Origin of the sequence: Burkholderia sp. Se-20373, assembly GCF_017104705.1 — a bacterium.
In the GTDB taxonomy this organism is placed as follows: Bacteria; Pseudomonadota; Gammaproteobacteria; order Burkholderiales; family Burkholderiaceae; genus Burkholderia.
Map to the genome: position 1 here is coordinate 98,322 of NZ_JAAGPH010000004.1, position 22,936 is coordinate 121,257.

Here is a 22,936-nt window from a genome sequence, read left to right on the forward strand (position 1 = left end):
TTGCTTTCCGAAGCGTGCCGTCATTGAAAGACGTGGGGTCGATTCGACGCAGTCATGCGGTGTGTGATCAATCCCTGGTTCCGGTCGAGTTCCGACCGGAACCAGGGTGAAGGACGCAAGGAAAACGGAGCGCAGGCCGGGATCGAAGCACGTGTCGCATCCGTTCCGGCAAGCGGCGGCGGGGCAGGTCAGCTGTCTGCCGCAACCGGACGTGGCAGGATCCCGTCACCGTCATGCAAACACGTCGGCAACATATCTGCCATGCTCCCGCTCCATCGTGTCGATCCACGCGCTGGCGCTTTCATCGTTCGCTCCCGTCGCCTCCTGATAAATGCGGGCAAGCGTGGCGCGTACGGCAGGCGCCATATTCTTTCCATCCCCGCAGACGAAGACGGTGGCGCCTTGCGCAAACAATGCGGCGATCTTCTCGCGCTCCAGCCAGACTTTGTCTTGAACGAACCGGGCACCTTCCTCCGGGCGGTTCGAGTAAGCGGGCATCACTTCGACCACACCGCGTCGTGCCCATTCGTCGAGTTCGTCGCGATAAAGAAAGTCGACGTCGGGATCATCGATACCGAAGAAGAGCAACGACTTGCCGACGTTTGCCCCCTGCTGTTGCTGCAGTGCGCGCTCTTGCAAGAAGCCGCGGAATGGGGCGATACCGGAACCGGCGCAGATCAGGATCATCGGAAGACCGGTTTCGGCGGGGGGGCGAAAGTGTGCGTTCGATGGCCTGACTGCAACGGACAGGCTGTCCCCGGTGTCGAGTCGCGCGAGATACGACGACGCCACCCCTTCATGGCGACCATTGCCGGAGAGCGCCGGTGCATCGACCACGGCTACCGTCAGCGTGACATGGTCTGCTTTCCAGAGCGGGGAAGACGAGATCGAATACTGGCGTGCTTTCAGCGCGGGCAGCATATCGAGGAACTTGTCGAGCGGCAGATCGACGGATCCGAAGCGTTCGAGCAGATCCATGACGGTTGTCCGTTTTCCCAGGATCTCGCCTTCGAAATCGTCGGCGCTCAGGCGCTCGAGCTCGACCTTCTCGGGAGGGCAACGCGTGGCGGCGGCCAGGGAGGCGACGTGTGATCGGGTGGCGGGAACGGCGAGTTCGACATAGCTCGAGAACAGGTCACCGCAACTGATGGGCTGGCCGAGCGGAAGGCGCGGATTGCTAGACGTGCCTTCAATCACCACCTGCGTGTCCCAGCTCACGCGAAACCGGCGCAAGACGCGATCGACGTTGTTTTTCGAGTTGCGCGGCAGAACGGCCAGGTAATCTCCCGATCGATACGTCATCGCTTCCGGCAGTTTCAGTTCGATATGCTTTTTGGAGCGGCTGCCGGCCACGCTGATATCGACCAGTTCCCTGTTGTCGACGATGGACGCATGCGCCATGTCGCCGAAGTTCAGCAATTTTTCACGGGTATTCTCGGCGAAACTGACTTTCAGCGCGGTATCGCCATGCTGCACGGTCGAGATTTCCTTCCCGGCGCTGATTGCAAAGCGACTCCACATTTCGGTGTACCAACGGTCGAATTCACCAAAGAAGTCGCCACCGGAATCGAGCTCGCCCCGGAAGTGCACTCTCGTGGCGCCGGCCTTCTCGAGCGCTTCATCGACTCGCTTGGGAATCGCCTGGTAGGTCCGTGCCCATTGTTTGTTGCCGCACCCGAGCACCGAAAAATGGACACCGTCCAGCGCGCCTTCGCCGAGTGCCTCGACATACGGGACAAATGATCGGGCGTTGTCCGGCGGCTGTCCTTCATAGGAAGCGGTGACGATCACGATGGCCGGATATCCATCGAGTTTTCCGGCGAAGTCGTCGAGCGGAGCGCACGTCGCGTGAAACCCGTGACGACTCGCATCCCCTGCAATGCGTCGTGCGAAGGATTCGGCGGAACCCGTATTTCCCCCGAAGAGGACGAGCATGGTCGACACGTCTTCGCCGGACGGGATCGACTGAACCGGGGCGACGCTCGGGCCTCGAGCGCTCGAGCGGGCGTGAACGGCCGTATCGGGCACTTTGAGCGTGCCTCGGGCCCGCGGTTTCACGTTCACCCGGAAACCGGTCGGCTTCAGCGTAAGCGTTTCGGCGACGTCCAGCTCGTAGTCCGGATCGGCGAAAGAGAAATCGAATCGCTGGAGCAGCATGATCAGGACGAGATGCGCTTCCTGCATCGCAAAAGGGCGGCCGATACAGGCACGGGCCCCATTGCCGAAGGGCTTCCATGAATTGGGCGGGAGTTGCTCCGCATGCTCCGGGGCAAATCGCTCCGGGCGGAACGCCTCGACGTCCTCGCCCCAGACGCTCACATCCCGATGCAACATGGGCGTCAGGATCATGATGATGTCATCGGGAGAAACGGCATATTTCCCGCCGAACGTGGTGTCGGCGAGCGGTTTCACGGCGAATGCCGGCGCGGTCGGCCAGATTCGCAACGTCTCCATGAGGATGTGTTCGATGTAACGCAGTCGTGCGAGATGCTCGATCCGCGGGGTCTCGCTGCCCACCACCTCGTCGACCATGTCCCGTGCTTTTTGCAGGATGTCCGGGTTCTTGAGGAGGAAATAGGTGGCGAAGGACAGGAGCCCGCTGGTCGTTTCATGTCCGGCGATGAGAAAGGTAATCATCTGGAAGACGATGTTCTCGTCATCGAGTTTTTCTCCCGTCACCGGATCGACGCCGTTCAGCATTCGATCGAGCAGGTCCATCGACGCTTCGTTGACGTGCGGGTGCTTGCGCCGGTCTTCGATCATTTTGATCGCGAGCGATCGCATGACTGCGATGTCCGCGTCGAACTTTCGACTGCGATTGACCATCAGCTTCGACACCAGTTTGGGTCGCAATTCGCGCTTTCCCGCCTCGCTGAGAGTGTTGACCATGGCATCGACAAACGGATGCTGATCTTCACGGTAGAAGCTGTTGAAACGACAATCAAACGCACACAGGGCAATCGTATCGAGCGTCAGTCGCGTCATGTGATCGGACACGTCGACCGGCGTCTCCGGGCCGAACCGCTCCCAATGGAGAAACATCTGGTCGGCGATGTCGACCATCTTGTCGAACATCGACCAGATACTGAGCGGGCCGAACGCCTGCATCAGTACACGATGCGCCTTGGCCCAGTTCGGTTCGTCCCCGAATGCCGTAAATAACCCGTCGCCGATCGCCGGTCTGAGTTCGAGCAGCGACTGGTGCACGCACTTCTGAAATCGGCTTTCGTCGCACACCTCATTCACCAGTGTTTGCCCGCTGACAACGTAGTAACCTTGCCCGAACACCTCGAACCAGTAGACCGGCCCGTACTTGCGCGCGAGATCCATCATCTTGGCAAGTGGCGACGGCCCGAGGACCTCCATCAGATGACCGATGACGGGTTTCAGGGGCGGCTGGGGGACGAGGGATGAGGATTTCATTTCAATAGCCTTTCAGAGGTATGTCGACGCATCACATCTCAATCTATTGAACGAATGTAAAATAGACAAAACCACGTGTCCAGAGCTTTTTATGCCACCTGATGTAAGCCCTAATACCGCCGACCCTCGCTTTCAACGGAGTTACGACGCGCTCGTTCGCGCCATGACCGAACTGCTCGACGACGCGCCGCTGAACACGCTCAGCATTGCTCAGCTGGTGCAGCGCGCGGGTGTCGCGCGTCCCACCTTCTATCAGCACTTTCCCGACCTTCAGTCGGCCGCCCAGCGGGCAGCGCTGGTGAGGCTCGACGACGCGTTTGCGTTCGTCGAGGAGCAGGGCAAGCTGATCAACCCGCCGAATGCCACGTTCATCAGGTCAATGGAGGTGGAAACCGCGCTGATTCTCGAGCATCTGCATGCGCATCAGGCTTTCTATCTGACCGTATTCAACGACGCGGCGACATCGGCGTTTTTCGATGAACTGGTGACATTCGTTTCCGGCCGGATTCTTCCGCCTTATGAAGGCGTCCGTACGGAAGCAGAGCAGGATTGCCTGACGGTGCTCGGCGGGGGATTGGTCTGGACGGCGGTGCACTGGCTTCGCCAGGGCGCCATGCGCGAAACGCCGGAGGCCATGGCGAAGCGCATGGCCCGCACCGCGGCGACGATCCTCGATGCGTTCGGGCTGACGCTCGGGTTCGCGCAGGCGGATTCGGAGTAACGAGAGGGGAAGCGCGGGAAGCGGGCGGGTGGATCGACATGCGCCGCCCGTGTGCCGAATCGACTCGCACCGAACGCGTTGCGCAGGAATGGCATCTTCGGCCGCATCACCAACCGGCAGGTATTGACCGATGCGGGTGATCGCGAAGCTCGGTCGGTGTGGTCTTCACGTCGAAAAGTAGTTTGTAGTGCTTGTTGTGTGCGCGCTGGATACGGAGGTTGATAGCACTGCTTCTGCATTCTCTTCAATCGCCATCGAAGGGGACGGTCGGAGCGCCGTTCCGGCATCGACTCCCGGCACGCGCACCGGCCAAAGTTAAATAAAATGTGACCACTTCCGCCGGCAAAATTTTGCACAATGGCGGCAGCGCGGCCGTTGCCGCGATTCGCCCCCGCGCATCCGGCCAGCCGGACCGGGCCCGAACCGATACCCGGCACCGACGTGCCGCCGCCCAGCGCCATGGACCAACCGAAACGCATCCTGATCGTCGAGGACGACGCCGATATCGCCGATGTACTGAGCCTGCACCTGCGCGACGAGCGCTACGAGGTCGTGCACAGCGCGGACGGCGCCGAGGGGCTGCGCCTGCTCGAGCAGGGCGGCTGGGATGCGCTGATCCTCGACCTGATGCTGCCGGGCGTCGACGGCCTCGAGATCTGCCGGCGCGCGCGCGCGATGACGCGCTACACGCCGATCATCATCACCAGTGCGCGTTCGAGCGAGGTGCACCGGATCCTCGGCCTCGAGCTCGGCGCCGACGACTATCTGGCCAAGCCGTTCTCGGTGCTCGAACTCGTTGCCCGCGTGAAGGCGCTGCTGCGGCGCGTCGATGCGCTCGCGCGCGATTCGCGGATCGACGCGGGCACGCTCGACGTCGCGGGGCTGGCGATCGACCCGATCGCGCGCGAGGCGAGCGTGGACGGCGCGCGCATCGACCTCACGCCGCGCGAATTCGACCTGCTGTATTTCTTCGCGCGGCACCCGGGCAAGGTGTTCTCGCGGATGGACCTGCTCAATGCCGTGTGGGGCTACCAGCACGAAGGCTACGAGCACACGGTCAACACCCACATCAACCGGCTGCGCGCGAAGATCGAGGCCGATCCGGCCGAGCCCGTGCGGATCCTCACCGTGTGGGGCCGCGGCTACAAGCTCGCCGCACCGGGCCAGCGGGACGCATGATGAAGCTCACCCTCACCCAGCGGCTGTCGCTCGTGTTCTCGGTGCTGCTGCTTGCGTGCTCGGGCGCGTCCGCGTGGCTGCAGATCCGCGCGAACGACATGCGCGAGCAGGAAGTCGTGCAGGGGCTGTCGCGCGACCTGGCCGCCAACATCGTCAACAGCGTGACCCACAGCGCGCCGCTGATGGACGCGAACGGGCTGCGCCCGGACGCCGTGCGCACGCTGTTCGGGCAGTTGATGGGCGTGAACCCGAGCGTCGAGGTCTATCTGCTCGACAACGCGGGGCGGATCAAGGGCGACGATGCGCCGCCCGGCCACGTGAAGCGCGAGCGCGTCGATCTCGCGCCCGTGCAGCGCTTCATCGCGGGCGAGCCGCTGCCGATCCTCGGCGACGACCCGCGCAGCCCCGATGCGCGCAAGGTGTTCAGCGCCGCGCCGCTGCAGCTGGCGGGCCAGCCGCCGTCGGGCTACATCTACGTGGTGCTGCTCGGCGAGGCGCACGACCAGCTGGCCGCGCGCGTCGACGCCGGCAATGTGCTGCGCACGACGCTGTGGTCGATGGCGCTGGTCGCGCTGCTCGGCCTGCTCGCGGGTCTCACCGCTTTCAGCTTCATCACGCGTCCGCTGCGCCGGCTGACGGACGCGATGCGCCGCTTCGACGCGAACGGTACGCCCGACACACAGCCGCCGGTGCCGCGCTCGCGGCCGGGCCGGCGCGGCGACGACATCGTCGTGCTCGAATCCGCGTTCGCGCAGATGGCCGACCGGATCGGCGACCAGTGGCGCGCGCTGACGCACCAGGACCAGCAGCGGCGCGAGCTGATCACGAACATCTCGCACGACCTGCGCACGCCGCTCACGTCGCTGCACGGCTACCTGGAGACGCTGTCGCTGAAGTCGGACACGCTCGCCGAGAACGAACGGCGGCGCTACCTGTCGATCGCGCTCGCGCAGAGCGCGAAGGTCGGCCGGCTCGCGCAGGCGCTGTTCGAGCTCGCGCGGCTCGAATCGGGCGGCGTGCAGGCCGAGCGCGAGCCGTTCTCGCTCGTCGATCTCGTGCAGGACGTGTTCCAGAAATTCGAGCTGACCGCGCAGGCGCGCGGCGTCGCGCTGCATGCGCGGATTCCGCCGCGGGTGCCGGTCGTGTCGGCCGATCTCGGGATGATCGAGCGCGTGCTGACCAACCTGCTCGACAACGCGCTGCGGCACACGCCCGCGCACGGCGAGGTCGAGGTCGCGCTGGAGCCGCGCGGCGACCGCGTGCTCGTGACCGTGGCCGATACCGGCGAAGGGATTCCGGCGGCGCGGCGCGAAGGGTTGTTCCAGCGGCCGCAGCGGCCGATGAGCGGCGGCGCGGTGACGAGCGGCGGGCTCGGGCTGCTGATCGTGCACCGGATGCTGGCGCTCAACGGCAGCCATATCCGGCTGGTCGACCGGGCCGGGCGCGGGGCGGTGTTCGAGTTCGCGCTGGCGGTGGCCACGCCCGCGGCCGAGGATGGGCGCTGATCGTCGCCCCTGCAATGCCCGCGTTCAACCGCCGCGCTTGCGCCGCACGTCGTTCGGCGTCATCCCCGTCCAGCGTTTGAACGCGTGGCGGAAACCCACCGCGTCGCTGAAGCCGAGCGTCGATGCGATGTCCTCGGTGCTGAGCGTGGTCGTGCTGAGATAGTCGATCGCGAGCGCCTTGCGCACGCTCGCCAGCAGTTCGCTGTACGACGTGCCTTCGGCTTCGAGCTTGCGGCGCAGCGTGCGCGACGTGATGCACAGGATCGCCGCGATCGCGTCGATGTCCGGAAACTGCCCGGGCGTGCGCGTGAGTTCCTGGTACACGCGCCGCGTGACACCGGCCTGGCTGCGCAATTCGTCGAGCAGGCTCGCGCAATGCGACGACACCTGCGCGGCGGTAATCGGATTCGCGAGCTGCGGCGCGCGCGTGAGCCACGCGGCCGGGTAGCTGAGCACGTGATGCGGCTGGTCGAAGGCGATCGGGCATTCGAGCGCATCGGCCAGCCGCGCCGCGTGCGCCGGCTGCGGCCGCGCGAACTGCGCGCGCGCCGGCACGCACCACGCCCCCATCACGTCCTTGATGATCGTCACGTGCAGCGCGAACTGCATGTCGATCAGGAAACGGTACAGCGGCTCGTCGAGGTCGGGGAGCGCGACTTCGTGCCGGTCGGGAAACTGCCACGACACGATGTCGCCCTGTTCGACCCAGCGGATCGCGAGCATGCCGTTCGCGAGCCGGTGATACTTGACGGCGGATTCGAACGCGTGCGCGAGCGATTCCGAACACAGCATCGCGTAGCCGTACATGCCGTAGCTCGACGCATGCAGCCGGTGGCCGACGCGCACGCCGAGGTCGGTGCCGCCGTAGCAGCCGATCGCATTGCGCGCGGCCGTGAGGAACTGCAGCGGCGACGTGAGCGTGAACGGGTCCGCGACGGCGGCCGGCGTGAGGCCGGTACCGTCGAGCACCGTGGCCGGGTCGAGGCCGGCTTGCGCGGCCACGTCGAGCAGCACGGCCAGCTTGGCCGGCGTGAAGCGCTGCTGGCGCAACGCGTGGGTCGGCTCGGCGTCCGGCAGGCGGGCTGCGCGGGCGGTCGTCGGGGTCAAGAGCGCACTGCGCGGCATGGGAGCATCCTGCGTCCGAATCGATATCGTTGACGGCACGCAATTCTGCTCGGGATCGGTCCCCTGCGCCACAGGGTTCACCCTGATGCGCGTGCGGGTGTGACCCGTGCAGCGGGCTTCGGTGGCACCCATGCCGCCGCAGCCGGCCTGGCGCGTGCCGGCCGGCCAGGTCGGCGGTGTCCGGCGACGTTATCTGGGCAGGTGCGGCCCACCTGTCCGTTTCGATCATCTTTTCGGCCGCCCGGATCATTTTCAAAGTGCGCCGCGCGGGCGATAGTCGCCGGTCAGGCGATGGTCCGCGCTTCTCCGGCGTGCAGGCCGTCGTGCGAACGGCGCGGCCGGCGCGCCGTCCCCCGTGGAGTGAGACATGACGAAGAGACACTGGACCGGGTCATATGGCTCGATCCCCGCCGAGATCGATCCCGATCGCTTTCCTTCCGTAAGCGCGTTGCTGGACGACGCGATGCACCGATTCGCCGATCGCCCGGCGTTCCACTCGTATGGCCGCACGCTGACCTATGCCGACGTCGACCGCCTGTCGACCGCGCTGGCCGCCTATCTGCAGCAGGTCGTGGGCGTGCGCAAGGGCGATCGCGTCGCCGTGATGCTGCCCAACGTGCTCGCGTTTGCGGTCGCGTTCGTCGCGGTCGCGAAGATCGGCGCGATCCAGGTCAACGTGAACCCGCTCTACACGGCGCGCGAGCTCGAGCATCAGCTCAACGACGCGGGCGTCGAGGTCGCGCTGGTGTGCGGCGGGTCGATGGGCACGTTCGCCGAAGTGGTCGGCGGCACGCGCGTGCGCACCGTGCTGAGCGTCGGGCGCGGCGATCTCGGCGTCGTCGACGCGCCGGCCGGGACATGCGACGCGCTGCCGCCCGGTTCAATCCCGCTCGCGCGCGCCATTGCCGCCGGCGAATCGCTCGCGCTCGAACCGGTTGCGCTGGGCGGCGAGGACCTGCTGCTGCTGCAGTACACGGGCGGCACGACCGGCCTGTCGAAGGGCGCGGCGCTGTCGCACCGCAACCTCGTCGCGAACATCGAGCAGTTCGGCGCGATCGTGCCGGCCGCGCGCGAGCCGGGCGAGGAGGTCGTCGTCACGGCGATCCCGATGTATCACATCTTCGCGCTGACGGTGAACTTCCTGTCCTACTTCGCGATCGGCGCGCAGAACTGGCTGATCGCGAACCCGCGCGACATGGACGGCTTCATCGACGTGCTGAAGGCCGCGCGGCCGACGGTGTTCGTCGGCGTGAACACGCTGTACGCGGGGCTCGCCGGCCATCCGCGCCTGACGGAAGTCGACTGGTCGCGGCTGAAGCTGTCGGCCGGCGGCGGCGCGGCCGTGATCGACGTGATCTCGTCGCGCTGGAAGGCCGTGACGGGCAACTTCATCCGCGAGGGCTACGGGCTGTCGGAAACGTCGCCGGTCGTGTCGTTCAACCCGCAGTCGATCGACTCGTTCACGGGCACCACCGGCCTGCCGCTGCCGTCGACCGACGTGAAGCTGCTCGACGACCAGGACAACGAGGTGGCGATCGGCGGCGCGGGCGAGATCTGCGTGAAGGGGCCGCAGGTGATGGGCGGCTACTGGCAGAAACCGGACGCGAATGCGGCCGCGTTCACGGCCGACGGCTATTTCCGTACCGGCGACGTCGGCGTGTTCGACGAAGCCGGTTTCCTGCGGATCGTCGACCGCAAGAAGGACATGATCATCGTGTCGGGCTTCAACGTGTACCCGAACGAGGTGGAAGCGGTCGCGACCGCCGTGCCGGGCGTGGCCGAATGCGCGTGCATCGGCGTGCCGGACGCGCGCACGGGCGAGGCGGTGAAGCTCTTCGTGGTGCTGGCGCAGGACGCCGACGTGACCGAGGAACAACTCGTCGCGCATTGCCGCGAGAGCCTCGCGGCCTACAAGGTGCCGAAGCTGATTCGCTTCGTCGACCGGCTGCCGAAGTCGACCGTCGGCAAGATCCTGCGCCGGGAACTCAGCCGCACCGACTGATGGCGTCGGCGCGCCGACGGCCCGGAAGACCCCGCGCGGGCCGCTCAAGTACAATGCGAGCGGTTCGATCGACGGGGACGCGATGACCGGTTCAGATTCACTTTCCGCCCAGCCCGGGCCCGCGCCCGGGCGTGCGCTGCCGTCGCCGAGCGCGACGGTGCCGATCTCGCTCGTCAACGGCTTCCTCGCGAGCGCGGCCGTGCAGCGCGACGTGGTCGAGCGCTACCTGTGCGGGGCCGGCATTCCGATCGAGCTGCTCGGCGAACCGCATGCGCGCGTGACGGAGGAACAGTTCTCGACGCTGTACCGCACGCTCGCGATCGAACTCGACGACGAGATGCCCGGCATCTTCTCGCGCCCGCTGCGCGGCGGCACGCTGAAGTACCTGTGCCTGAGCCTGCTCGATGCGCGCAACCTCGAAACGGCGCTGCATCGTTTCGGGCAATTCTTCCATATCCTGCTCGACGATTTCTTCGTCGAATCGAAGCGCGACGGTCTCGTCGCGCAGACGGTGCTGCGCCCGAACGACGCCATCGGCCCGATCGGCGCGCTCGGCCAGGAACTGATGCTCAAGCTCGTGCACGGCGTGTGCTCCTGGCTGATCGGGCAGAAGATCCCGCTGCTGCAGATCGAGTTCGCGTGCCCGCGGCCGCGCCATGCGGTCGAGCACCTGTACTTCTTCACCGGCGCCGTGCAGTTCGACTGCGAGCGCACGCTGATGCGCTTCAGCGCGGACTACCTCGACGCGCCGATCCGGCAGAGCAAGCGCAACCTGCGCAAGTTCCTCGCGCGCGCACCGGGCGACTGGATCTTCGAATCGTTCAGCGAACAGCTCGTGTGCCATCGCGTGCGGCAGTACCTGTCGGAAGCATTGCCCGACCTGCCGGTGATCGACCAGGCGGCCGAGCACCTGCATTGCTCGGTGCGCACGCTGAGCCGCCACCTGGCCGCCGAAGGGACGACGTTCCAGGCGCTCAAGGACGAACTGCGGCGCGACATCGCGATCCAGCGGCTGACCGATACGCCCGATACGATCGCGGCGATCGGCGCCGACATCGGCTTCGACGATCCGAGCGCGTTCCATCGCGCGTTCCGGCACTGGACAGGGAGCACGCCGGGCACTTACCGGCGGCGCGCGTAACGCGTCACGCGTCTTGCATCGCTTCAAGGTAGCCGGTTCCCATAACCCGATACCTTCGCGCGCTCCCATGGACGGCTCCCCTGGGCGGGACGTTCTTACGAATCGGCGGGACAGGCAGGGCGGCCGTTGCCGACGCTGCGCACCGTGCTCGCGATCCGCGTGGCGAACTGCTCGATCATGCGCTGTTGCACCCGCACCATGTCCGCGTAGCCGCCGGGTGCCGCTTCGTTGAGCCGCGTGCTGCACGAAATGCGCGTGCCCGGCGCGCCTGGTGTGTCCTGCTGCACGCCGACGACCCAATCCGCTTCGAACTGGGCCATGCTCCCGGGCCACGCATCGAAGCGGCGCACCTGCGTGCGGATGCTCACGACGGTCTGGTTCGACGGACGCGGCAGGCCGGTGACGTTGCGCGCGCCCAGCTGCTCGACGAGCGCCGACGAAAGCGCCGCACGCAGCTCGTCGCCGAGCGGCGCGACCCAGCGTTCGTTGTCGAGTATCCGCGCGGCGCCGGTCCCGCTGCGCACGACCATCTGCTGCTGGTCGAGCTGGGCGGGGATGCCGACCGGCAACACGTTGATCGCCAGCGGCGCGGCGGCGCGCGCGGTGGTCGACGTCGCCGTTGTCGTCGCGGCCGGGGCCGGCGAGACGAGGGTGTAGTAATGCACCGGGTTCGACGCGCAGGCGGTCAGCGCGATGACGGCGCCGGCGCCCAGGGCGATCGTCCTGGCGCGAATCGGGAGGCTCATGGTTGTCGTGGCTCCTGCTGGACAGGCGAGGTGGAAGGGGCGACCGGCGCGATCGGCGCGTGATCGGCGCCGGTGCCCCGGAGCAGCGCGTCGGGACGGCGGCCCAGCATGTCGGTGAGCGTGCGCAATGAGCGCGCGGTACGCTGGACTTCGGTCAGCGTGCTCGTGAGGTTTTCCTGAAGCGGGCCGTCCTCGGCGATGCCCTGGCGCAACGCGCCGAACGTCTGGTTCGCCTGGTCGAGCGCGCGCGTCGTCGACGGCAGCAACTGGCCGTTGACCTGCCTGAGCGTCGCGTCCAGGTTCGTCAGGCTCGAATCGACATGCTTGCCGATCGACGCCAGCGGCAGCTTGTTGATCTTGTCGACGATGTCGGCGAGCTGCTCCGGCAGCTTGTCGAACGTACTCGGCACGGTGGGCAAGGTCAGCGGCGTGGCATTCGCATCGAACGGCACCTTCGGCGCGTTCTTCACGAAATCGAACGAAATGTAGAGCTGCTCCGTCAGCAGGTTGCCGGTACGCGCCTGCGCACGGAGCCCATGTTCGACCAGGCCCGCGAGAAACTGGGCCGCGCGCGGATTGCCGTTGCCTTCGGTCTTCTGCAGCTTCTCGATGACGGGGCCGAGCCGATACGGATAGACCTTGACCATGACGATGGACTGGAAGCGCCGGGTGCCACGGTCGAAGTCGAGCTGGGTCGACACCACCTTGCCCATGTTGACGCCGGAGAATTCCACCGGCGCCCCGACCGCGAGCCCGCGCAACGGCTGCTCGAAACGGAGTCGAATGAGTTGGGATGGGCCGTCCGGGGCCGCCATCGCGGACGTTTCGTTGTCGGCGAGCGTAAACAGGTGGTTTGCACGGGCCGCCGCCCCGTCGCTGTCTTCCGGCGTCGCGAACGCGATGCCGCCGCCCACGATCGTCGCGACCGACTGGGTCTTCAGCTTCAGGCCGTTCGCGTCGAGCGACAGATCCATCCCGCTCGCATTCCAGAAGCGCGTATCGGTCGTCACCAGCCGATCGTACGGCGCATCGATGAACACCTGCAGGTTCATGTCGCGGCGCTGCATGTCGAGCTTGTATGACGCGACGTGGCCGACCATCAAATGGCGGTAATAGACCGGCGAGCCGATATCGAGCGAGCCGAGATCGGTGGCGCGCAGCGCGAAGCTCGTCCCCGGCATGCCGTTGATGACGGTGGGCGGCGTCTCGAGCCCGGTGTAGGCCTTGCGCGATTGCGTCGAGCCGCCCGTGTCCATGCCGATATAGGCGCCGGAGAACAGCGTATCGATGCCCGATACGCCGCTCATGCCGACGCGCGGCCGCACGACCCAGAAGCGCGTGTCGTCGCGAATGAGGTTGAGCGCATTCTTCACGAACGACACCGTCGCGACGACATGCGAACTGTCGTCGCTCAGCGAGATGGCGGTCACGGTGCCGATCACGACGTCCTTGTACTTGACGGGCGTCTTGCCGGCTTCGAGGCCTTGCGCGGTGTTGAACGTGATCGTGATTTCCGGTCCGACGGACAACCACGCGTGGATCACCATCGACAGGCCGATCAATGCCGCGACGAGCGGCACGAGCCAGACGAGCGACAGCCGCAGGCGGTTGCGCGTCACGGGCGGGTCGTGGGGTTCGAGGCCTTGCGGGCCGGATGGAGGATTCATGCTTCTTCGGCGTCCCAAATGAGGCGTGGGTCAAAACTCATCGCTGACAGCATCGTGAGAATGACGACCATGCCGAAAAACAAAATGCCGGCGCGCGGCTCGATCTCGGACAGCGGACCGAACTTCACCAGCGCACAGATGATCGCGACGACCAGCACGTCGAGCATCGACCAGTAGCCGACCAGCTCGACCGCGCGATACAGCACGGCCCGCTCGCGCATGGCCGACACGCTGCGCCGGCCCGTCGTGACGAGCAACGTGCCGAGCGCGAGAAACTTCGTGCACGGCACGACGACGCTCGCGATGAAGATCACCGACGCGATACCGTACGAGCCGGCTTTCCAGAACACCACGACGCCGCTGAGAATCGTCGATTCGCTGTGGCTGCCGAGCAGCGTGGTGCGCATCACCGGCAACAGGTTGGCGGGGAGATAGAGGATCAGGCTGGCGATCAGCAGCGCCCACGCGCGCACGAGGCTGTCCGGGCGACGCGCGTGCAGCGCCGACCCGCAGCGCGGGCAGCGTGCCGCTTCGGCGGCATGCGCGTGCGCATCCTGCGCGGCGCACGCGCGGGTCCGGCAGACGAGGCCGCACGCATGGCACCCGACCATGCCCAGCTGACTGGCGCGCACCGGCAGGCTCACGAGCGGCCTCCGGCGGGTTCCACTGGCACGACCCAGTCCCACAGCCGGCGCGCATCGTGGCCCGCGATCAGCGGGATCAGCACCATCAGCACGGCGGTGGCCCACAAGCCCGCGCCGGGAACGATCTGCATGATGCTGGACAGCTTGATGATGGCGATCAGGATGCCGAGCAATCCGACCTCGATCATGCTCCACGGCCGCAGCGCGACGAGCAGCCGCATCAGCGGGCCGAACGCGGGCGCGCGACGCCCTGCACGGGCGAAGGCCAGCAACCAGATCAGCGTGGCGATCTGCAGGAACGGCACCACCACGATGGCGAGCGCCGTCGGAATCGCGATCGGCGCGGCGTAGCCTTTGGCCAGCGCGAGCGCGGATTGCCACAGCGTGGCTTCGCTGTGCAGCCCCTGCACGCTGATCCGCATGATCGGGCAGAGGTTGGCGATGGCAAACACCACGCCTGCCCCGATCGCCAGCGCGAGCCACCGGTCGATATCGAGCCAGCTCGAGCGAAACAGCACGGCCGAACAGCGCTGGCAACGCGCGACCTCGTGCGGCGCCAGCGCGCGGCGTCGGTAGATGCTGTCGCAATGCTCGCAGGCGATCAGGGCCGGAAACGTGTCCATGGGTGCGTGTTGCTCGCGCATGCGCTCTCGATGATGGGCTTCGCAGTGTGCCGGGCGTCGATGGACGCTTTGGTGCGGTTTGATGGAGAAATGATGGAGCCGCAACGGGCTCGAAGGCGTTGCGTCTCCATCGATGGCGATCGGCTCACGCCTTGGCGGAAATGGCGCGGAGTTCCTCGAGATCGAGGTCGCGCGTCAGTTCGTGCAGCGTGTGCTCGTCGATGTCGCCGGCGCGGTAGAGGCGCATGAGCTCGGCCCGTCCCGCCGCGATCAATTCCAGCACGGTGTCCGAACGCGCAACGAGGTGGGGCTTGTATTCGTCGGCGTGCCGCGCGTAGCGGGCCATGTCCTCGGCCTTGTGCCGGTGAATGTCCAGGAGCATCGGGTGAACGAGTTCGCCTGCCGCGTCGTAGGCCCGTTTTGCCATCAACTCGTACTGCACCTTGGCGATCACGGCCTGCGCCTCGCTCATGCTCAGGCGCGGCTTGTCGCTTTCCGGCGCCGCGAGCCCGGTCCAGCGGATCACGGCGCCGAGCGATTGCCCCTGCACCAGCACGGTGGCGAGGATGACGGCGATGGCAGTGACGAGGATGAAATCGCGCCCCGGGAAACTGTCCGGCAGGCTGGCGGCGAGCGCCAGGGTGATCACCCCTCGCATTCCGGCCCAGCTCAATACCGTGGCATCGGCCAGCCCGAGCGGATGGAAGCGGGTCACGCCCAGCTTCCGCAGCACGACGAGCGCGCCGTCCGACACATACACCCACGCAAACCGCGCGAGGATGACGGCCAGCACGACGATCAGCACCGGGACGCCCATCTCCGCGAGCATCGAGTCGAGCCCGTCGCCCCGCTGGATCAACTCATGCAGCGAGGATCCGATGATCAGGAACACGAACGCCTCGAGAATGAAGATCGTGACGGACCAGAAGCCGGTACCGTACAGGCGTGCCGACGCGCCGAGCACGCGGTGCTGGAACCAGGCGCAGATGAGGCCCGTCGTCACCGTGGCGATCACCCCCGACACGTGGAAGCGCTCGGCCAGCAGATAGGAGCCCCACGCACACAGCGGGCCGGCGGCGATGACCAGGCTGTCTTCGTCGAGATGGCGCATCAGGATGACCCAGGCGCCCCCCACGAACGCGCCGACCAGTGCGCCGCCCAGCGCCAGCAGTGCGAAGCTGCCGAGGGCTTCGGCCGGACTGAACAGGCCCGTCACGCCCGCGGCCACCGCGAAGCGGAACAGCACGAGGCCCGTTGCGTCGTTGAACAGGCTCTCGCCCTCCAGGAGGATCAGGAGGCGGCGCGGCAGTTTCACCTGCTGCAGCGCTGCGCGGGCCGACACCGCATCCGGCGGCGCGACCAGCGCGCCCAGGGCCGCGCAGGCCGCCCAGGGCAGGGCGGGCACGAGCCAGTGCGCGACGAGGGCCACCACGGTCGTGGTGAAGAGCACCGCCCCGATCGCCAACGCGCCGACGCCCAGCATGTGCCGGCGCAGATGGTCGAGTGAAATGCCAAGGGCGCTGTCCATCAGCAACGGGGGCAGGAAAATCACCAGCACCAGTTCCGGATCGATATGCACCTCGGGCAGGCCGGGCAGAAAGGCGATGAAGCCGCCGCCGATGATCAGGGCGACGGCCGGGGGCAGCCCGAGCTTGTGCCCGACGTAGTGCAAGACAAGGATCGCCAGGAGCAGCGCGATCATCAATTCGAAAATGGCCATGGTGAGGGTTCTGTAGTCGGCGCTTCAGCGCTTCGGTGGCGAGTGGCCCATGAGCGCTTCCGCCGGATGGAAGGCGCACTGAGCGGCCCGGTTTCCAGGCGCCGGGCAGCGGCGGCGCCCGGCCGGGAGTGGGAAGGGCGCCACGTCTATGTCGTGATCCGGGAAAAGTCGATGCACACGATGTGAATCGCGAGAATCATCGCGGCCCCGTTCGTCGGCCGGCCATTTCGCGCGCTCGGCCGAAATATCTCGTCGCCCGGGGTGATGGGCATCCCGCTCATCGCGCATAACCCTGGCCGTCGGGCAAATCCTTTGTGCCAGTTTTGATAGCCATAATGTCCGCCCGTCGAATCCCGCCACGACAGCACTACCGTGCCGGCCGTCGGTTGATCGAGGATATCGATCGTTGCGCTGCATCTCGATCGATCGCCCGAAGTCATCTTTCTGCGTGAATCGACCGCGCCGTCCTTGCGCTGCCGGTTGATGCGCGCGCCGTCGCTGCATGCGTTGAGCGCGTGCATCATGTGGCGCCAGCGTTCCTCCGGTTCGATTGCGCCGATCGGAATCAACGTGACGCAGCCGATCCGTGAATCGTCGCTGCTTTCCCGTTCGTGAGCATCGCCATCGATCGACGAAGAGACATTGCCCTGATTGCTCATTTCGACCCTCGCTGCGCGCATGCGGTTGACCAGATCTCTGGAAATGACGTTTTTCCGACAACGATTCGAAAACAACGGAATCACGGCGCGGCCGCCGGCGTGCAATGCGCGTCGGCCTGTTGCTACGAGCCCGTTCTGCGCGCCAGTCTGACGAGATCGACGAGCGTCGCGACCAGCGCGGCCAGCAATACGGCCGCCAGCATCAGATAGCTCGGCGTCTCCCGGATCACCACCGCGATCGGGTTGCCGGTCGCGGGAGACGACACGGCCAGGAGCAGGCCGTAGGCGACGAACCATCCGGTCGCGATCGTCAGCACGACGGCGACCATCAGGAGTCCGACGATCCGTGCCGCGCCCCGTCGCGATCCGTGACGCGCGTTCACTGGGTGCTGCGCAGCCGGTAGCCGACCCCGCGCATTACTTCCGGCATCCCGGACGCGCCCGCGCATTCGAGCTTCTTGCGCAGCCGGCTGATGTGGCTGTCGACGGTGCGCTCCAGCGCATCGACGTCGGCGAGGCAGGCGTCGATCAGTTCGCTGCGCGTGAACACGCGGTTCGGCGAGCCGGCCAGGTGCGCGAGCAGCCGGAATTCGGTCAGCGTCAGCGAGACGCCGGTTGCTCCGGTGTCGGTGCGGACCGTGGTCAGATAGCTTTGCGTGTCGATTTCAAGGTTGCCGACCTTGATGAAGCGCCCGGACGTGGCCGTTTCGAAACGACGCAGGATCGCGCGGATGCGCGCGACCACCTCGGCCGGATTGAACGGCTTCGTGATGTAGTCGTCCGCGCCGAAACGCAGCCCCTGCAAGCGATCGATCTCGCGGTCGAGCGCCGTGATGATGACGATCGGCGTGTCGCTGCGGCGGCGCAGTTCGACCAGGACCTCCCAGCCGTCCTTCTTCGGCATCCTGACGTCGAGCAGGATCAGGTCGGGCTTCAGGACGGGCTCCACGTCGAGCACGGCCTGGCCGTGATCCACGCGGTAGGTGCGAAAGCCGTCGTGGGCGAGATACGCGTCGAGTATGTCGGCGATCTCCGGATCGTCTTCGGCAATGAGTATCAGAGGGTTCATCGGGTTCACTGGAAGTGAGCGTGTTGGCGATCCGGCGGCGCGGCACGTGCGCCGCCGGACTTCACCGTGCTTTCAGTCGTCGCGAACGGATGGGCGACGGCCCATTGCTCAGTTTTTTGCCACGCTGTTGGCGGGAGGCACGTCGGTGTCGGTCAGCCCGCCACCGAGCGCCTTGTAGAGCGCGACCGCGTTGCCCAGTTCGGCGTTGCGCAGATCCAGCAACGTCTGGCGCGCGGCATACAGCTGGCGCTGCGAGTCGAGCAGTTCCAGCCGATCCTCGATGCCGGCGCGATAGCGCAGGTTCACGAGATCGGTCCGGCGCTCGGCGCTCCTGACGACCTTGGTCTGCGCGTCGATCTGGCGGCTGAAGGTCTCGCGCCCGGCGAGGCCGTCGGCCACTTCGCGGAACGCCGTCTGGATCGAGCGTTCGTACTCGACGACCGCGCTGGACTTGCGCACTTCCGCGAGATTCAGCTCGGAACGCAGCCGGCCGCCCTGGAAGATCGGCAGCGTGACCTGCGGCGCGAAACTCCACACGCGCTGGCCGCCGTCGAACATGCTGCCCAGCCCCGGGCTGAGGAAGCCGATCGACGACGTCAGCGACAGGCGCGGGAAGAATGCCGCGCGCGCCGCGCCGATGTCGGCGTTGGCGGCGACGAGATTCTGCTCGGCCTGCTGGATGTCCGGCCGGCGGTACAGCAATTCCGACGGCAGTCCGGCCGGCAGCTTGGTCATCACCGGCTGGCGTTCCAGCGACAGCGGATCGGGCAGGTTCTTCGGCAGGTCGGTGCCGACCAGCAGCCGCAGCGCGTTGCCCGCCTGCTCGACGGCGCGCGAACGCGCCTCGAGATCGGCGCTGGCGCTCGCGACCTGGCCTTCGGCCTGCGCGATGTCGACGCCGCTCGCCTGGTCGGCGAGCTTGAGGCGCCGCGCGAGGTCGAGCGACTGGCGCCAGTCGTTCAGCGTGCGTTCCGACAGCGCGCGCTGCTCTTGCGCGAGACGCTCGGCGAAATACGCGTTGGCCACGGAGCCGACGAGCGCGATCTGTACCGCCCGGCGGCCGTGATCGGTCGCGAGGTAGCGCGCGAACGCCGCATCCGACAGCGACTTCACGCGGCCGAACAGGTCGATCTCGAACGCGCTGAGACCGATGTTCACGCCGTACTGGTTCTGCGTGTTCTCGAGCAGCGGCGGGTTCGATTGCGAGTCGGCGGCCGTGCGCTGGCGCGTGAAGCTCGCGCCGGCGCCGATCGACGGCAGGCGCGCGGAACGCTGGATGCCGTACTGCGCTTCGGCAGCCTGGACGTTCAGCGCGGCCAGGCGCAGGTCGCGGTTGTTCTCGAGCGCGAGCTCGATCAGGCGCTGCAGGCGACGGTCGCCGAACATCGAGCGCCAGCCGAGATCGGCCGCGTTCGCGTGCTGGTCGGCCGCGACCGCGGTCGTATAGGCGGTCGGCACCGGCAGCTCGGGCTTGACCAGCTTCGGCGCCATCGAGCACGCCGACAGCGCGAGCGTGGCGGAAACCGCTGCGGAAAGAATGAGTAATCGCATCGCATCAACCTTCATGTTCGTGGGTCACGGCGGCGGGCTTCTTGCCGGATGCGCGCCATGCCGAGAGGCGTTCCTGGATGCTCATCACGAACACGTAGAAAACCGGAACGAAGAAAATGGCCAGCACGGTGGCGGTCACCATGCCGCCGAACACGCCGGTGCCGATCGCGTGCTGCGTTTCGGCGCTGGCGCCGGTCGCGATCATCAGCGGGACGACGCCGAGGCCGAACGCGAGCGAGGTCATCAGGATCGGGCGCAGCCGCAGCTTGGATGCCTGCACGGCCGACTCGATCAGCCCCATGCCTTCCTCGCGCAACTGCTTCGCGACTTCCACGATCAGGATCGCGTTCTTCGCCGACAGCCCGATCACGGTGATCATCCCGACCTTGAAGAACACGTCGTTCGGCATCCCGCGCAACATCACCGCGGCGAGCGCGCCGATCAGGCCGAGCGGCACCACCAGCATCACCGACAGCGGAATCGCCCAGCTCTCGTAGAGCGCCGCGAGCACCAGGAACACGACGACCATCGACAGCGCCATCAGCATCGGCGCCTGCGAAGCCGACTCACGCTCCTGCAGCGACTGGCCGGTCCACGCGACCGTGAAGCCCGGCGGCAACTGCGCGGCCAGATGCTCCATCTCGGCCATCGCCGCGCCGCTGGAGTAGCCGGGGGCCGAGCCGCCGGAGATCCGTGCGGACGGGTAACCCTGGAAGCGCACCAGCTGCAGCGGGGTTTCCGACCAGACCGGACGCACCACTTCGGACAGCGGCACCATGCCGCCGGTCGCGTTGCGCACGTAGAGCTTCATCACGTTCTCGATCTGCATGCGGGCCGGCGCATCCGCCTGGATGATCACCTGCTGCATGCGGCCCGCGTTCGGGAAGTCGTTCACGTAGGTCGAACCCATCGCGGCCGACAGCGTGTCGCTGATGGTCGTGAACGACACGCCGAGCGCTTCGGCCTTGTCGCGGTCGATGTCCAGCTTCACGCTCGTGCCGGCCGGCAGGCTGTCCGGATAGACGCCGGTCACCACCTTGCTTTGCGCGGCCAGTTCGAGCAGCTTGGCTTCAGCCGCCTTGAGTGCCGCGTAGCCCTGGTTCGCGCGATCCTGCAGGCGCATCGTGAAGCCCGAGCTGGTGCCCAGCCCGTCGATCGCCGGCGGCAACAGGCTCATGACCATGCCTTCCGTCACGCCGCCCATCGCGGCCTGCGCGCGCATCGCTTCGTCCATCGCGTTTGCCCCGTCGCGCTTGTCCCAATCCTTGAGCACCGCGTAGTTCAGCGCCGCGTTGGAGCCGAGGCCCGAGAAGCCGTAGCCGATGATGGAGATGCTCGACTCGATGCCCGGACGCGACGCGAGATGCTTCTCGAGGGTCTTGACCACGTCGCCCGTGCGCTCGACGGTCGAATCCGACGGGAGCAGGAAGCCGGTCATGAAGTAGCCCTGGTCTTCCTCGGGCAGGAACGACGACGGCAGCATGCGGAAGCCGAACACCAGCGCGGTGGAAATCGCGACGAACAGCAGCATCACGCGGCCCGTGCGGCCGACCAGCTTGCCGACGCGCGTTTCGTACCAGCTCGTCATGCGGTCGAAGCGGCGGTTGAACCAGCCGAAGAAGCCGCGCTTCTCGTGGTGGCCATGCTCGACCGGCTTGAGCATCGTCGCGCACAGGGCCGGCGTCAGCGTCAGCGCGAGCAGGGCCGAGAACATGATCGACACGGCCATCGACATCGTGAACTGCTGGTAGATCACGCCGACCGACCCGCTCGACATCGCCATCGGCAGGAACACGGCCGTCAGCACCAGCGTGATGCCGATGATCGCGCCGGTGATTTCCTTCATCGCCTTGATCGTCGCGTCCTTCGGCGACAGGCCTTCTTCCACCATCAGGCGTTCGACGTTCTCCACGACGACGATCGCATCGTCGACGATGATGCCGATCGCGAGCACCATGCCGAACATCGTCAGCACGTTGATCGAGAAGCCCGTCATCAGCATGACCGTGAAGGTGCCGAGCATCGCCACCGGCGCGACGATCGCCGGGATCAGCGTGTAGCGCACGTTCTGCAGGAACAGGTACATCACCAGGAACACGAGCACCATCGCTTCGATCAGCGTGTAAATCACCTTCTCGATCGAGATCTTCACGAACGGCGCGGTATCGAACGGGATCGAGTAGGTCATGCCGGACGGCATCGTCTTGGCGATCATGTCCAGTTGCTCGCGCACGGCCTCGGCGGTCTTCACCGCGTTGGCGCCCGGCGCCAGCTGCACGCCGGCGAAGGTCGCGGGTTTGCCGTTTTCGCTGTTGACGAAGGTGAACGACTGCGGGCCGAGCTCGACCCGCGCGACGTCGCCGAGCACGACCTTCGAGCCGTTCGCGTTCGCGCGCAGCACGATCTTCGCGAACTGCTCGGGCGACGTGAGCTGGCCTTGCGCGGTGAGCGGGACCGTCACGCGCTGGCCCGGCAGCGCGGGCGCCGCACCGAGGCTGCCCGGGGCGATCTGCACGTTCTGCTGGGCGACGGCCGTCGTCAGGTCGTTCATCGACAGGCCGTAGGTGATCAGCTTCTGCGGATCGACCCAGATGCGCATCGCCTGTTCGGAGCCGAACAGCTGCACCTTGCCGACGCCTTCGACACGGCGCAGGTCCTCGACGACGTTGCGCGCCATGTAGTCGGCCAGTGCGTTTTCGTCATAGCGGCCGCTGTCCGACTTCAGGCCGACGAACAACAGGAAGCCGGTGGAGGCAGACTCGACGATCACGCCGTTTTGCCGCACGACGGGCGGCAGGCGCGGCTCGACCGACTTGAGCTTGTTCTGCACCTCGACCTGCGCCATCGCCGAATCGGTGCCGGGCTTGAAGGTCGCGGTGATCTTCGCCTGGCCGGACGTATCCGACGCCGATTCGAAGTACAGCAGGTTCCGGACGCCGGACAGCTCGCGCTCGATGAGGCTCAGCACGCTGTCGGTCATCGTCTGCGGCGTGGCGCCCGGGTAGGTGGCGGTAATGGTGACGGTCGGCGGCGCGACCGACGGATAGCGCGCAACCGGCAGTTCGGGGATGGCGATCAGGCCCAGCAGGATGATGAAGAGGGCGATCACCCACGCGAAGACCGGGCGCCGGATGAAGAATTGGGACATGACTGGATGCTCC

Annotated in this window: 17 protein-coding genes; 5 read left to right on the top strand and 12 right to left on the bottom strand. The window is 66.6% G+C overall.

Going from position 1 to position 22,936, the window contains the following annotated elements; genetic code table 11:
• Positions 1-231: 231 nt before the first annotated feature.
• Complete coding sequence (locus G3N96_RS02430) at positions 232-3,423, bottom strand: cytochrome P450 (RefSeq protein WP_206136116.1); 3,192 nt, start codon at positions 3,421-3,423, stop codon at positions 232-234.
• Positions 3,424-3,586: 163 nt separating this feature from the next.
• Here G3N96_RS02430 and G3N96_RS02435 point away from each other — a divergent pair, with 163 nt between their 5' ends.
• The 3 genes from G3N96_RS02435 (at position 3,587) to G3N96_RS02445 (ending at position 6,828) form a co-directional block, all read left to right on the top strand.
• Positions 3,587-4,144: a TetR/AcrR family transcriptional regulator gene (locus G3N96_RS02435; protein WP_241022432.1), complete on the top strand. Its 558-nt coding sequence runs from the start codon at positions 3,587-3,589 to the stop codon at positions 4,142-4,144.
• Between the two features lie 459 nt (positions 4,145-4,603).
• Positions 4,604-5,323, top strand: a complete 720-nt coding sequence (locus tag G3N96_RS02440; RefSeq protein ID WP_039353478.1) for a response regulator transcription factor — start codon at positions 4,604-4,606, stop codon at positions 5,321-5,323.
• Complete coding sequence (locus G3N96_RS02445) at positions 5,323-6,828, top strand: HAMP domain-containing sensor histidine kinase (RefSeq protein WP_206136117.1); 1,506 nt, start codon at positions 5,323-5,325, stop codon at positions 6,826-6,828. Before G3N96_RS02440 ends, G3N96_RS02445 begins: the two co-directional genes overlap by 1 nt.
• A gap of 24 nt (positions 6,829-6,852) precedes the next feature.
• On the opposite strand, the gene G3N96_RS02450 is transcribed toward G3N96_RS02445, so the two are convergent.
• The gene (locus tag G3N96_RS02450) at positions 6,853-7,953 is read right to left on the bottom strand and encodes an AraC family transcriptional regulator (RefSeq protein WP_206136118.1); all 1,101 of its coding nucleotides are present in this window, start codon (positions 7,951-7,953) and stop codon (positions 6,853-6,855) included.
• 367 nt (positions 7,954-8,320) lie between these two features.
• Between G3N96_RS02450 and G3N96_RS02455 the strand changes: the two genes are divergently transcribed.
• Both G3N96_RS02455 and G3N96_RS02460 read left to right on the top strand, forming a co-directional pair.
• On the top strand, positions 8,321-9,955 hold the full coding sequence (locus G3N96_RS02455; RefSeq protein WP_206136119.1) for an AMP-binding protein: 1,635 nt from the start codon (positions 8,321-8,323) through the stop codon (positions 9,953-9,955).
• A 67-nt stretch (positions 9,956-10,022) separates the two neighbouring features.
• Positions 10,023-11,096 (top strand): AraC family transcriptional regulator, encoded by a 1,074-nt coding sequence (locus tag G3N96_RS02460; protein WP_206136138.1) that lies wholly within the window; start codon positions 10,023-10,025, stop codon positions 11,094-11,096.
• 95 nt (positions 11,097-11,191) lie between these two features.
• Here the strand turns inward: G3N96_RS02460 and G3N96_RS02465 are convergent, their stop codons facing one another.
• The 10 genes from G3N96_RS02465 to G3N96_RS02510 form a co-directional block, all read right to left on the bottom strand.
• On the bottom strand, positions 11,192-11,842 hold the full coding sequence (locus G3N96_RS02465; protein ID WP_206136120.1) for a PqiC family protein: 651 nt from the start codon (positions 11,840-11,842) through the stop codon (positions 11,192-11,194).
• Positions 11,839-13,509 carry an MlaD family protein gene (locus G3N96_RS02470; protein WP_206136121.1) on the bottom strand — a complete coding sequence of 557 codons (1,671 nt, stop codon included), beginning with the start codon at positions 13,507-13,509 and terminating at the stop codon, positions 11,839-11,841. Before G3N96_RS02470 ends, G3N96_RS02465 begins: the two co-directional genes overlap by 4 nt.
• Positions 13,506-14,153: a paraquat-inducible protein A gene (locus G3N96_RS02475; RefSeq protein WP_124579336.1), complete on the bottom strand. Its 648-nt coding sequence runs from the start codon at positions 14,151-14,153 to the stop codon at positions 13,506-13,508. Before G3N96_RS02475 ends, G3N96_RS02470 begins: the two co-directional genes overlap by 4 nt.
• Positions 14,150-14,797, bottom strand: a complete 648-nt coding sequence (locus tag G3N96_RS02480) for a paraquat-inducible protein A (RefSeq protein WP_206136122.1) — start codon at positions 14,795-14,797, stop codon at positions 14,150-14,152. Before G3N96_RS02480 ends, G3N96_RS02475 begins: the two co-directional genes overlap by 4 nt.
• A gap of 124 nt (positions 14,798-14,921) precedes the next feature.
• Entirely contained in the window at positions 14,922-16,496 is a 1,575-nt protein-coding gene (locus tag G3N96_RS02485; protein WP_124579332.1) for a Na+/H+ antiporter, read from the bottom strand.
• Positions 16,497-16,642: 146 nt separating this feature from the next.
• Positions 16,643-17,155, bottom strand: coding sequence for a DUF3331 domain-containing protein (locus tag G3N96_RS02490; RefSeq protein WP_185634169.1), 513 nt, complete (start codon positions 17,153-17,155; stop codon positions 16,643-16,645).
• A 122-nt stretch (positions 17,156-17,277) separates the two neighbouring features.
• Positions 17,278-17,484 (bottom strand): hypothetical protein, encoded by a 207-nt coding sequence (locus tag G3N96_RS02495; protein WP_206136123.1) that lies wholly within the window; start codon positions 17,482-17,484, stop codon positions 17,278-17,280.
• A 50-nt stretch (positions 17,485-17,534) separates the two neighbouring features.
• Positions 17,535-18,224 (bottom strand): response regulator, encoded by a 690-nt coding sequence (locus G3N96_RS02500; RefSeq protein WP_089463835.1) that lies wholly within the window; start codon positions 18,222-18,224, stop codon positions 17,535-17,537.
• Positions 18,225-18,332: 108 nt separating this feature from the next.
• Positions 18,333-19,775 (bottom strand): efflux transporter outer membrane subunit, encoded by a 1,443-nt coding sequence (locus G3N96_RS02505; protein WP_206136124.1) that lies wholly within the window; start codon positions 19,773-19,775, stop codon positions 18,333-18,335.
• Between the two features lie 4 nt (positions 19,776-19,779).
• On the bottom strand, positions 19,780-22,923 hold the full coding sequence (locus tag G3N96_RS02510; RefSeq protein WP_124579324.1) for a multidrug efflux RND transporter permease subunit: 3,144 nt from the start codon (positions 22,921-22,923) through the stop codon (positions 19,780-19,782).
• Positions 22,924-22,936: the final 13 nt, after the last annotated feature.

Excerpts from the sequence above, each read along its gene's own strand:
- G3N96_RS02430 (WP_206136116.1), bottom strand. The coding sequence starts at position 3,423 with ATGAAATCCTCATCCCTCGTCCCCCAGCCGCCCCTGAAACCCGTCATC.
- G3N96_RS02435 (WP_241022432.1), top strand. The coding sequence starts at position 3,587 with ATGACCGAACTGCTCGACGACGCGCCGCTGAACACGCTCAGCATTGCT.
- G3N96_RS02440 (WP_039353478.1), top strand. The coding sequence starts at position 4,604 with ATGGACCAACCGAAACGCATCCTGATCGTCGAGGACGACGCCGATATC.
- G3N96_RS02445 (WP_206136117.1), top strand. The coding sequence starts at position 5,323 with ATGAAGCTCACCCTCACCCAGCGGCTGTCGCTCGTGTTCTCGGTGCTG.
- G3N96_RS02450 (WP_206136118.1), bottom strand. The coding sequence starts at position 7,953 with ATGCCGCGCAGTGCGCTCTTGACCCCGACGACCGCCCGCGCAGCCCGC.
- G3N96_RS02455 (WP_206136119.1), top strand. The coding sequence starts at position 8,321 with ATGACGAAGAGACACTGGACCGGGTCATATGGCTCGATCCCCGCCGAG.
- G3N96_RS02465 (WP_206136120.1), bottom strand. The coding sequence starts at position 11,842 with ATGAGCCTCCCGATTCGCGCCAGGACGATCGCCCTGGGCGCCGGCGCC.
- G3N96_RS02470 (WP_206136121.1), bottom strand. The coding sequence starts at position 13,509 with ATGAATCCTCCATCCGGCCCGCAAGGCCTCGAACCCCACGACCCGCCC.
- G3N96_RS02480 (WP_206136122.1), bottom strand. The coding sequence starts at position 14,797 with ATGCGCGAGCAACACGCACCCATGGACACGTTTCCGGCCCTGATCGCC.
- G3N96_RS02485 (WP_124579332.1), bottom strand. The coding sequence starts at position 16,496 with ATGGCCATTTTCGAATTGATGATCGCGCTGCTCCTGGCGATCCTTGTC.
- G3N96_RS02490 (WP_185634169.1), bottom strand. The coding sequence starts at position 17,155 with ATGAGCAATCAGGGCAATGTCTCTTCGTCGATCGATGGCGATGCTCAC.
- G3N96_RS02495 (WP_206136123.1), bottom strand. The coding sequence starts at position 17,484 with ATGGTCGCCGTCGTGCTGACGATCGCGACCGGATGGTTCGTCGCCTAC.
- G3N96_RS02500 (WP_089463835.1), bottom strand. The coding sequence starts at position 18,224 with ATGAACCCTCTGATACTCATTGCCGAAGACGATCCGGAGATCGCCGAC.
- G3N96_RS02505 (WP_206136124.1), bottom strand. The coding sequence starts at position 19,775 with ATGCGATTACTCATTCTTTCCGCAGCGGTTTCCGCCACGCTCGCGCTG.
- G3N96_RS02510 (WP_124579324.1), bottom strand. The coding sequence starts at position 22,923 with ATGTCCCAATTCTTCATCCGGCGCCCGGTCTTCGCGTGGGTGATCGCC.